Origin of the sequence: Caballeronia humi, from assembly GCF_001544475.1 — a bacterium.
GTDB lineage: Bacteria > Pseudomonadota > Gammaproteobacteria > Burkholderiales > Burkholderiaceae > Caballeronia > Caballeronia humi.
This window is the reverse complement of sequence record NZ_FCNW02000098.1, coordinates 1-10787: the sequence shown is the minus strand read 5'-3', so window position 1 is coordinate 10787 and position 10787 is coordinate 1. Positions and strand designations below refer to the sequence as shown.

Below are 10787 nucleotides of genomic sequence, written 5' to 3'. Positions count from 1 at the left end.
ACGTCGGAGCGAAGCGAGGACGGAGCCAAACGGAGCGCATACCACTCAGAGGAAGTGCGCGTTGTCACAGTGGGTCCGCGAGCCAAGCCCGGTTCTACCATGAGGGCGACACTTACTCTCCAGCGCCAATCTGTTCTTATGCGAGTGATGGATCGTTAGCACTGGCGGTTGGAAGCTGCTTTCTTTGCTTACTTTCTTTGCAGCAGCAAAGAAAGTGAGTCCCGCCCCGGACAGGGGCAGAGCAAATAGACCGCTAAGAAAACAGGTTCCATAGGAGCCCTAGCGCATCAAACGGTTGAAAAGGAACCCACCTCAAGCGCCAGCGTCAAGCCTTGTGCAAAGAAAGTGAGTCCCGCCCCGGACAGGGGCAGAGCAAATAGACCGCTAAGAAAACAGGTTCCATAGGAGCCCTAGCGCATCAAACGGTTGAAAAGGAACCCACCTCAAGCGCCAGCGTCAAGCCTTGTGCAAAGAAAGTGAGTCCCGCCCCGGACAGGGGCAGAGCAAATAGACCGCTAAGAAAACAGGTTCCATAGGAGCCCTAGCGCATCAAACGGTTGAAAAGGAACCCACCCCAAGCGCCAGCGTAAAACCTAGTGCAAAGAAAGTGAGTCCCGCCCCGGACAGGGGCAGAGCGAATAAACCGAAAAGAAAACAAGTTCCACAGGAGCCTAAGCGCGTCAAGCGGTGGAAAAAACCGCCCGAAGCGCCAGCGTCAAACCCAAAAGGATAGGTTATGCAGAAACGCGAGGCGCAGGCTCTGAGCGCGGCAGTCGCCTGCACGATGCTCACGCTGACCGGCTGCTCGTCACTCGAGCCCAGGCCGACGACGAGGGAAGAAGTCCGCCAGCGCGTAGTCGACGATCAGGTCTCGATGTACAGCGCACAGGAACCCGTCACCGGGCCGATCACGTTCTACGAAGCGGCAGCCCGCGCGCTCAAGTACAACCTCGACTATCGGCTCAAGCTGATGGAGAGCGCACTCGCCGCCAACCTGCGCGATGTCACGTCCAATGAAATGCTGCCGCAGCTCGTGGCATCGGCGGGATATACGGCGCGCAGCAACGATTCGGGCGGCACGTCGGTCGGCATCGAGGACAGGCAGGTCAGTTTGCGGCCGTCCACGTCCGAGCAGCGCTATCACAAGCTCGCGAACCTCGGGCTTACCTGGAACCTGCTCGACTTCGGCGTCGCGTACTTTCGCACGCAGCAGCGCTCCGACCAGATCCTGATGGCCGAAGAGCGGCGTCGCAAGGTCGCGCAGAACGTGTTGCAGGATGTGCGCAACGCGTACTGGCGCGCGCTTGCCGCGCAGCGCCTCAAGCCCCAGGTCGACGAGTTGCTCAAGCGCACAAACGCGGCGATCAAGGCGGCCCGCGAAGCCGAGGACAAAGGGCTTTTGCCGAAGCAGGAAGTGCTCGCGTACCAGCGCGCGCTGCTCGATGCGGTGTCGCTTCTCACGATCCGGCGCCAGGATCTCGAATTCGCGCAGTCGGAGCTTTCGGCGCTGATGTCGCTGCCGCCCGGCACGCCGCTCGTGCTCGCCGATACGCAGGAAGGCGCGCTGCCGACGGTCGTGACGCCCGAACCGCAACTGGAGCAGATGGCGCTCCAATACCGCCCCGAATTGATGGAGGAGTGGTATCGCAAGCGCGTGAGCGAGAACGACCTGAAGATCGCGAAGGCGCAACTTTGGCCGAACATCGGTATCGACTTGAGCACGAATTACGATTCCAACGATTTTCTCTACAACAACTATTGGGCGGCCGCCGGGGTGCGCGTGTCGGTCAATCTGTTCAGGCTCCTGCAGCTTCCGGCGCTCAATGCGCAGCAGGAATCGCAGACGAAAACCGACGACTTGCGTCGGCTCGCGCTTTCGATGGCGATTCTCACGCAGGTGCGCGTCGGCGTGCTGCGTTACCGGCTGTCGCTTCAGGAAGTCGAATTCGCCGACGAAAGCCTGCGCGTCGATACGAGCCTTCTCGACTATGCCCGCGCCGCGCGCAAGACGTCGTTCGGCTCGGAACTGGAAGTGATCCGCGCGGAAGGGCGCTATCTGCTGTCGCGCTATGAACGCGAAGCCGCGTATTCCGACGCGCAGGCCGCGTGGGGACGCCTCTTCAATTCGATCGGCTTCGACGTGATGCCCGACACCATTCAAAAGGATGACGTCAGGACGCTCGCGCAGGAGATCGAGAAAACCGTGCTGATGCAGCAAAAGAAGCAATGGCAACTGGATAGCGAAGAGCCGCCTGGTATGTCGCAAACGCCGGATCAGCCTGCATCCGCCTCGCAGATCGCCGCACCCGGAGGTGGCAATGCGCCGGTCCTCCAATGAGCGCGCGTCGGCTTGCGTTGCGCTGGCGCTGATCGTCGCGGCGTCGGTGGCGTACGCTGCCAAGTCGCCTTCTACCGGCGATACCCCCGACGACCCCAACGCGATCCGCGTGCTGCTCGCACCCAACGTCGAAACGACGCTCTCGAGCCAGATGAACGGCACGATCACCGATCTGCACGCCACGCTCGGCAAGCCGGTCGCGAAGAACGCGGTCCTCGCGCAGATGAACTGCGCGGAAGTGCAGGCGCGCGCGAACGTTGCGAAGGCCGAGCTGAACATGGCGCGGCAGAACCTGACCGGCAAAAAGAGCCTGCGCGACCTGAAAGCCGCCGGCGATATCGAAGTGGCGATGTCCGCTACCGAAGTCGAGAAGGCGCAGGGCGCGCTATCGCTCGCGAGCGCGCAGCTCGGTTATTGCCGGGTGATCGCGCCGTTCAGCGGACGCATCGCGAAGGTGTATGTGAAGAACTATCAGACCGTGAGCGCCGGTACGCCGATGCTCGACCTCGTCGGCGACGGCGCGCTCAAGGTGCGCCTGAACGTGCCGTCCGCGCTGATGGTGCGGTTGAAACAAGGCTCGCATCTCGACATCACGATCCATGAGACGGGCAAAACGTATCCCGCGCATGTCAGCGCCGTCAACGCGAGAGTCGATGCCGTCGCGCAGACAGTCGAACTCGAAGCGCAACTCGACGGCGAACATCCCGATCTGGTCGCGGGCATGAGCGGAATCGCGCGGTTTCCGGCGTCGCCATGAACCAGCCGCTTCCCCATCCCCAACTGCTGCTGTTTCTCGACGCGCTACGCGACCGGGCGCTTGCCGCTGATTCGCTGAACGCGCTCGCATTCTCGATGGCGAACGACTCGCACTCGCTGCTGAATTTCCGGCAGGCGCTCGTCTTCGCCGATCACGGCAAGCGCTTCGAGTTGCTCTGCATCTCCGGCCTCGCGAAGCCGACGGAGGATTCGCCGTATCTGGTGTGGCTGCAGCGCGCGAGCCGCTGGGTGGCGTCGCAACTGACGGGCAACGAGCCGCAATGGATCGCACGCAGCGAAGTCGAGCCGCCGCCGGATATTGCCGACGGCTGGGCCGAATGGTGGCCCGCAGGCGTCTGGTGCGTGCCGATGCACGACGCGGGCGGAAGGCGGCTCGGCCTGCTGCTCGTCCTGCTCGACGAACGTCCCGCCGAGACGCTTCCCCCGATGATGCAGGGCGTCATCAAGACGTGGGCGTACTGCTGGGACGCGCTCCAGCGGCGCCGCCGGCGTCTGGTCTGGCGCCCGACGCGCCGTCAGACCATCGGCGCACTGGCACTCGTCGCGATGCTGCTGTTCGTCCCGGTCAGGCAGACGGTGCTGGCGCCCGCCGAAATCGTCTCGCGGGATGCGCGCATCGTCAGCTCGCCGATCGATGGCGTGATCGAACGGATGGCGGTGCGTCCCAATCAGGCGGTGAGCGTCGGCACACTGCTGTTCACACTCGACGAAACGTCGCTTAAAAGCCGCGTCGAAGTGTTGAGCAAGCAGGTCGCGGTCGCGGACGCAGAACTGATGGCGGCAAGCCAGCGTGCCTTCGACAACCCGCAAAGCAAGAACGAACTGACCGTGCTTGGCAGCGTCGCCGAGCAGCGCCGCGCGGAACTGGCGGCGGTACGGGCGCAACTGGGCCGCACGCAGGTCTACTCGCCCGAGGCCGGGGTCGCGGTGTTCAGCGACCCGAACGACTGGATCGGTAAACCCGTCGTGACGGGCGAACGCATCCTGCAACTCGCCGATCCCGCCAAGCCGGCGATGCTGATCCAGCTCGCCGTGGCGGACGCCATCGCGCTCGAGCCCGGCGCCGACGTGACGCTCTATCTCACCGCTTACCCGCTCGCGCCGCTGCACGGGAAGATCATCGAGACCAGCTATCAGGCGAAGGCGAGTGAGGACGGCATCGTCGCGTACCGGCTGCTCGCGAGCGTCGATGGCGAGCGCACACAGGCGCGGCTCGGCCTGCACGGCACCGCGAAGCTGTACGGCAAGGAAGTGAGCCTCGCGTACTACCTGCTGCGCCGGCCGCTTGCCACTGTGCGCGCCTGGACGGGGCTGTGATGCCAGTCGATCCGAACCTGCCATCGCCCGCGCTGCGCGACGACTTGCGTCTCGGCGAGGCTTCGAACGGCCGTGATGGCGAGCCGTCCTGGATGATCCAGGACACCGTGCTCAACCGCTTCTATCGCGTGGGCTGGCTGGAATTCGAATGCCTCGCGCGCTGGGAAAAGCCGCCCGCGCAGATCTGCAAGGAGATTAACGAGGAGACCGCGCTGCGCCCGGACCTCGCGCAGATCCTCGACTTCCGGCGCTTTCTCGAACAGCACGAACTGCTGAGGCCGACGCCCGATGCGCTCGCGCGCCTGCGGCAGCGCAACCGAAGCGGCGGCTGGCTGACGTGGCGCTGGTGGCTGCATCATTACCTGTTCTTCCGGATTCCGCTGCTGCGTCCGCAACGGTTCCTGACGGTGGTCGCGCGGCGGCTCGACTGGCTCTTCAGTCCGGTCACGGCGATCGTCGTCGTGTTGCTGAGTCTCGCGGGGATCGTGCTCGTCTTGCAGCAATGGGACACGTTCACGGGCGCCGTCGTCGAATCGTTCTCGACTGAAGGCCTGCTCAGTTTCGCGCTCGCGCTCGCGGTAGCGAAGACGCTGCACGAGCTGGCGCACGCGCTCGTCGCGACGCGGCTCGGCTTGCGGGTCGCGCACATGGGGATCGCGTTCGTCGTGCTGTGGCCGATGCTCTACACGGATACCGGCGAAAGCTGGAAGCTGCGCAGTTCGCGGCAGCGGCTCGCGATCGCATCGGCGGGGATTCTTTGCGAACTCTCGCTCGCCGGTCTCGCGACGCTCGGCTGGGCGCTGAGCGATCCCGGCCCATTGCGCAACGCGTTGCTGTATCTCGCGACGACGAGCTGGGTGCTATCTCTTGCACTGAACGCGAGCCCGTTCATGCGTTTCGACGGCTACTTCATTCTTTCCGACCTGCTCGATTTTCCGAACCTGCATCAACGCGCCTCGGCGCTCGCGCGCGTGAGCATCCGGCGCACGCTGCTCGGCCTCGACGATGACTGGCCCGAGGTCTTCAGCACGTCGCATCGACGGATGCTCGTTGCGTTCGAATTTATGACGTGGATCTATCGGCTGGTGCTGTTTCTCGGTATCGCCGTCACAGTGTATCTGTTCTTCTTCAAGCTGCTTGGCGCGTTTCTGTTCGTGGTCGAAGTGACGTGGTTCATCGCTATGCCCATCACGCGCGAACTGAAGCACTGGTGGACCCAGCGCAGCCGCATCCGGCCGAGCCGAAAGCTGCTGTTGTGCGGCATCGCGGGCGCGTTTCTGCTGCTCGTTGCATTGCCGTGGCGCACTCAGATTCACGCGGAAGGCGTCGCGCGGACCGAACGCCAGTTGCGTGTGTTCGTGCCGTTTCCCGCACGCATCCAGACGATCCATCCGGTCGGCGACGTGCGCGCCGACGACACGCTGATGGTCATGGACGAGCCGGACATCGCGTCGCACATGATTGGCAGCGAGGCGGGCATTCGCGGCTACGAAGCACGGCTCTCGGGGCTGATCGCGGATGCAGGCGGACTCGATCAGCAAGCGGCCACGCGTGAGCGTTTGCGAGTGCAATACGAGGAAGCGCGGGCGGCGCAGAGTCAGATCGCGCGGCTGATTCTGCGCGCGCCGTTCGCGGGCAAGTGGATGGACGTCGATCCGCAATGGCGCGCCGGGCAGTGGATCAATCCGAAGGATCAGGTCGGCGTGCTCGTTGATCCGGGCCGCTGGCAAGTGGATGCCTACGTCAAGCAGGACGACGTTCAGCGCCTCGCTCCCGGCGATGCCGCGCGTTTCTATCCGACAGGGCAGGCGGTGCCGATACACGGCCGCGTCATCGCGATCGATACGACTCGGGCAAGGGAACTCGCGCATCCGATGCTGGCGTCGCGCTTCAAGGGGCCAGTGGCCGTGACCACGGAGCGCGATGCATTGACGCCCAATCCGCCGATGTTCCATGTGCTCGTGCAACTCGATGGCGCTCCGCCGGGGCTGTGGGAAACGCGCGGGCAGTTGCAGATCGATGGCAATCGGCGGAGCTGGCTGATCGAAGGCGGGACGCATTTGATCGCGGCGTTTGTTCGCGAGAGCGGGTTTTGAGCGGTGACGGTTTGCAAAAACGAGGCGTTTGACTTTGTTGCATCACGGGTGACAAGCGCCTTCTCGACCGTTGGTTCTGGCGGCATCAATGCAAAGGGATGAGACCATGAAACGGGGCACCATGTATGTCGGCAGGATTGCTTCGAGGGCGGCTGCAACCGCTCTCTCGACCTGCGCGATCCTCGCACTGAACGCAATTGCCAGCACCGGTTCGCTGACGCTTGCGCAAACTCCACCGCCTCCGGCCGCCGCCCCGGCCGCTCCTGCTGATGCAGCACCCGCTGCTCCGAAACTCGACGCCCAGCAACTCGACGCCTTGACCGCGCCGATCGCGGCCTACCCCGACCCGCTGCTCGCGCAGTTGCTGATGGCCGCGACGTTCCCTGACGACGTCGTCGCGGCGGCGGCCTGGTCGAAGGCGCATCCCGACCTCAAGGGCGACGACGCCGTGAAAGCCGTCACTTCGATGCCGTGGGACCCGAGCGTGCAGTCGCTGGTCGCCTTCCCGCAGGCGCTCGCGACGATGGCGCAAAACCCGAACTGGGTCGAAGCGATCGGGCAGGCGTTTCTTGCGCAGTCCGGCGACGTGATGGATTCGGTGCAGCGTCTGCGGCAGAAGGCTTACGCCGCCGGCAACCTGAAGACTTCACCGCAGCAAAAGGTTGAGGTGCAGCAGACCACCCAGACGATCGTCATCCAGCCGGCCAATCCGCAGGTCGTCTACGTGCCTGCCTACAATCCGACGACCTTTTACGGGACGTGGCCCTATCCGACCTATCCGCCGACGTATCTGCCGCCGCCGCCCGGATACGCGGTCGGCACGGCGCTCGCGACGGGTCTCGCGTTCGGCGCGGGCATCGCGATCACGAATTCGCTGTGGGGCGGCTGCGACTGGGGCGGCCATGACGTCAACGTGAACGTCAACCGCTATAACAACATCAACGTCAATCACCGGATCGACGCGAACCGCACGACGTCGAACTGGAACCGCACCAATGCCATCAACAACCGCAATCAAATGCAGGCGAGCGGAAGGCTAAAAGGCGGCGGTGCGAGTGGTGCTGCCGATCGCAGCGCTTATCGCGGACGCGACAACGTTCAACGCGATCAGGCCCGGCAGACGCTGAGCCAGCGCACCGGGCAGAACATGAACGCATCGGCAAGCGATCGCGCCAGCAATATCCGCAAGGGCGGCGACGCGGGCAAGCGTGACGGTGCGCGCGGTGGCGGTGGCGTTGGCGCGGGGAATCGCGACGAAATCAAGAATCGCGCGCAGACCGTCAATCGCGATAACGCGCTGCGCGATGCGGGGAACGGCAAGCTCAGCAAGCAGAGCATCGAACGCGGTCAACAAAGCCGTGCCGCGGAACATGCGAAGGGCGGCGGGTTGAATGCCGGGCGGCAGAACAACGCCGGCGCGGGTGGTGGCGTGCGGCCTGCTGCCGCGGGCGGTGGAGGTCACCTCGGCGGTGGAGGAGGCGGTGGTGGACACATCGGCGGCGGAGGTGGGGGTGGTGGAGGGCGCGCCGGTGGAGGCGGTGGCGGAGGACACATCGGAGGCGGAGGCGGGGGAGGAGGGCACATCGGAGGAGGAGGCGGCGGTGGTCATCGTCGTCACTAGATTGGACGATTCGTCGACCGTCGCCTGGATTCCGTCTCACACGCCATTTTTCATGCAGGGAGCGCCTCATGAACCGGTCCGCGCAGGAAAGCACGATGTTCCAAAAGCCACGCACGGCGGCATGGCCGCGTGCGTCAAGTGTCGTCGGTGGTCTCGTCCTGATAGGAGTGATTTTGCTGACATCAGTTCAGGCCAGCGCCCAAGCCGTCTATCCGACCCCCGCAGCAGCCGCTGACGCGCTGCAACAGGCGCTCGCGACCTACGACAAGGACGCCCTGCGCAAAGTCCTCGGCGCCGACTACAAGCAGTTCATCCCGATCGGCACGATCGACATGGACGACGTCTACGCCTTCCTCGCCGCGTACGCGAAGCATCACGAGATCGTCGACGATGGCATGGGTACGGCGCATCTCCAGGCGGGCGACGAAGGCTGGACGCTGCCCGTCCCCATCGAGCGGACGGCGGCGGGCTGGCAGTTCAACATCCATCAGGCGCGCAACGAAGTGGCATTGCGACGCATCGGCCGCAACGAACTGGCGGCGATCCAGACGGTGCTCGCCATCGGCGACGCGCAGCGCGACTTCGCCACGGCCAAGGGCGAGACGGTGTACGCGCAGCGCTTCATCAGCCATCCCGGCAAACAGGACGGCCTGTACTGGCCAGCGGCCGAAGGCGAGCCCGAAAGTCCGCTGGGCGATCTGGCATCGACGATGGACCCGAACGCACCGCCCGACGAGGCGTACCACGGCTATCGATACCGCATCCTGACCGCACAGGGTCCCGACGCGCCCGGCGGCACGCGTAACTACCTCGAAGGCGCTGCGATGCGCGGCGGTTACGCGGTGATCGCGTGGCCGGCGAAGTACGGACAGACCGGCGTGATGACGTTCATCGGAGGGAACGACGGAAAGGTCTATCAGCGCAACTTCGGGCCGCAGACGGCGAGCGAAGCGGCGCGCGTGCGTCGCTACGACCCGGGCGCAGGCTGGCAGCGCGTGCCGGATTCGCAGATCGTGAATCAGTAGCGGAATTCAACTTGGGAGAGCAGGCATGAAAGCGATCGTTCTTGCCATCGTCAGCGTCTTTCTGGAGACGGGTTGCCTCACCACACCCGCTGAACCCGTCGTTTCGATTCCCGCGCCGGTATGCCATAACGCGAAACAATGCGATGTGATGTGGACGGCGGCTCAGGAGTGGCTGCCCCGCGTCGGGCGAATGCAGGTCACGCAAGTACTGCCGGATTCGATCGTCACGTCGCCTCGTCTGGAAGGCGAAAGAACGACGATGCATGGCGTCGTCCTCAAGCGACTGTTGACCGACGGCTCCTATGAACTGTCCGCGCGGTTCGAATGCGGAGAGCCGCAGTTCCCCTGCGCGAAGCTTGAACAGAGCGGCGTGAATCTGTTCAATACGATGGTATCGGCGGCCGGAGAGGGATTCGAGCAGTGAACCCGCGCTCACTGCATCGACGAAGTGAACTGACGAGCCGTTTCGAGAAAGTTGGCCGTCTTTGCCGGCGTCGCTTCGATCCGCGATGCCAGCGCGAGCCGGATCGAAATCCCCTTGCCGGCCACATCGTGATAGACGACGCCTTCCACCTGAATCTGGCATACGGACGCGGGAACGAGCGAGACGCCGAACTCCGCCGCGACCAGATTCACGACCGACGACAACTGCGGCGCCTGCTGCCCGGCGATCGGCGTGAATCCGGCATCGCTGCACGCGCCGACGATCACGTCGTGCAGCGTGGGGCTTGCCTCGCGCGGAAGCAGGACGAACGGATCGTCCGCGAGTTCCGACAGATCGACCTTGCGCTTCCTGGCCAGCCGATGCGTGGCGGGCAACACGACTCTCATCGGCTCGATCGCGATGTGATGGAACTGCACGCCCGCAGGCGATTGACTGCCGAGCCGAATGAACGCGACATCGACGCGCCCGTCGTCGAGATACGCGAGCAGTTGTGCCGTGTTGCCTTCGGCGAGCGTGAGCGTCACATTCGGAAAAGCCTGCCGATACGTGCGTATTAGCCTCGATACGACCGGATTGAACGCGGCCGATCCCGTGAAGCCGATATTGAGTTGCCCGATCTCGCCGCGACCCGCGCTTTGTGCTTTTTCGACGGCGAGCCGGGTGTCGGCGAGGATTCGCTTCGCGTCGACGACGAAAACCTCGCCTGCCTCCGTCAGCACCACGCCATGCCCGGTGCGACGAAAGAGGCGCACACCGATCTCGTCTTCGAGTGCATGAATCTGCTGGCTGAGCGGCGGCTGGCCGATACCAAGCCGTTCGGCTGCGCGCGTCACGTTCTGCTCCTCCGCGACGGCCAGAAAATAGCGAATATGGCGCAGTTCCATGCGATATCTGTAAAACCTATTTCAGAAAGACACGATAGATATTGGACAGTATATCAACTACGCGACAAAATACCGCTATCGCGCAGACTGCGCGCCTATAACACGCCCCGAATGCATTGATAGGAAGCGCCACGCTCGACGAGCGGGGCGGCGGGGTGCCGTGTTCGTCTCAATCGAAGAGAGAAGGGGTCTGCCGTGGCTGAAGCTGTAAAAAAACCAAGGCCCGAGTTCCGTAACATCGGGATCGGTCAACTCGCGAAGTATCGCCTGCCGCTGGCGGGCAA

The 10787-nt window shown here is 64.0% G+C and carries 8 protein-coding genes and 1 pseudogene; 8 read left to right on the top strand and 1 reads right to left on the bottom strand.

Going from position 1 to position 10787, the window contains the following annotated elements; translation table 11 throughout:
* Positions 1-736 precede the first annotated feature (736 nt).
* From AWB65_RS33300 to AWB65_RS33270, 7 genes are all read left to right on the top strand, one after another.
* On the top strand, positions 737-2338 hold the full coding sequence (locus tag AWB65_RS33300) for a TolC family protein (RefSeq protein WP_087671068.1): 1602 nt from the start codon (positions 737-739) through the stop codon (positions 2336-2338).
* Positions 2319-3095, top strand: a complete 777-nt coding sequence (locus AWB65_RS33295) for an efflux RND transporter periplasmic adaptor subunit (RefSeq protein WP_087671067.1) — start codon at positions 2319-2321, stop codon at positions 3093-3095. The genes AWB65_RS33300 and AWB65_RS33295 overlap by 20 nt, the downstream gene beginning before the upstream one ends.
* A complete protein-coding gene (locus AWB65_RS33290; RefSeq protein ID WP_087671066.1) occupies positions 3092-4432 on the top strand; it encodes an efflux RND transporter periplasmic adaptor subunit in 1341 nt (446 codons plus the stop codon). The genes AWB65_RS33295 and AWB65_RS33290 overlap by 4 nt, the downstream gene beginning before the upstream one ends.
* Positions 4432-6528, top strand: coding sequence for a site-2 protease family protein (locus tag AWB65_RS33285; RefSeq protein WP_087671065.1), 2097 nt, complete (start codon positions 4432-4434; stop codon positions 6526-6528). Before AWB65_RS33290 ends, AWB65_RS33285 begins: the two co-directional genes overlap by 1 nt.
* Before the next feature lie 106 nt (positions 6529-6634).
* Entirely contained in the window at positions 6635-8149 is a 1515-nt protein-coding gene (locus AWB65_RS33280; RefSeq protein WP_235008028.1) for a DUF3300 domain-containing protein, read from the top strand.
* Positions 8150-8217: 68 nt separating this feature from the next.
* The gene (locus tag AWB65_RS33275) at positions 8218-9174 is read left to right on the top strand and encodes a DUF2950 domain-containing protein (protein WP_087671064.1); all 957 of its coding nucleotides are present in this window, start codon (positions 8218-8220) and stop codon (positions 9172-9174) included.
* Between the two features lie 25 nt (positions 9175-9199).
* Positions 9200-9598, top strand: coding sequence for a hypothetical protein (locus tag AWB65_RS33270; RefSeq protein WP_087671063.1), 399 nt, complete (start codon positions 9200-9202; stop codon positions 9596-9598).
* 8 nt (positions 9599-9606) lie between these two features.
* Here AWB65_RS33270 and AWB65_RS33265 read toward each other — a convergent pair whose 3' ends face one another.
* Entirely contained in the window at positions 9607-10503 is an 897-nt protein-coding gene (locus AWB65_RS33265; protein ID WP_087671062.1) for a LysR family transcriptional regulator, read from the bottom strand.
* A 195-nt stretch (positions 10504-10698) separates the two neighbouring features.
* Between AWB65_RS33265 and AWB65_RS37425 the strand changes: the two are divergent.
* Positions 10699-10787, top strand: a pseudogene (locus AWB65_RS37425) (succinate dehydrogenase, cytochrome b556 subunit); the annotation flags it as partial.

What these genes read in the sequence shown, in the direction of transcription:
- AWB65_RS33285 (WP_087671065.1), top strand. Translation starts at nt 4,432, where the DNA reads ATGCCAGTCGATCCGAACCTGCCATCGCCCGCGCTGCGCGACGACTTG.
- AWB65_RS33280 (WP_235008028.1), top strand. Translation starts at nt 6,635, where the DNA reads ATGAAACGGGGCACCATGTATGTCGGCAGGATTGCTTCGAGGGCGGCT.
- AWB65_RS33270 (WP_087671063.1), top strand. Translation starts at nt 9,200, where the DNA reads ATGAAAGCGATCGTTCTTGCCATCGTCAGCGTCTTTCTGGAGACGGGT.
- AWB65_RS33265 (WP_087671062.1), bottom strand. Translation starts at nt 10,503, where the DNA reads ATGGAACTGCGCCATATTCGCTATTTTCTGGCCGTCGCGGAGGAGCAG.
- AWB65_RS33275 (WP_087671064.1), top strand. Translation starts at nt 8,218, where the DNA reads ATGAACCGGTCCGCGCAGGAAAGCACGATGTTCCAAAAGCCACGCACG.
- AWB65_RS33290 (WP_087671066.1), top strand. Translation starts at nt 3,092, where the DNA reads ATGAACCAGCCGCTTCCCCATCCCCAACTGCTGCTGTTTCTCGACGCG.
- AWB65_RS33295 (WP_087671067.1), top strand. Translation starts at nt 2,319, where the DNA reads ATGCGCCGGTCCTCCAATGAGCGCGCGTCGGCTTGCGTTGCGCTGGCG.
- AWB65_RS33300 (WP_087671068.1), top strand. Translation starts at nt 737, where the DNA reads ATGCAGAAACGCGAGGCGCAGGCTCTGAGCGCGGCAGTCGCCTGCACG.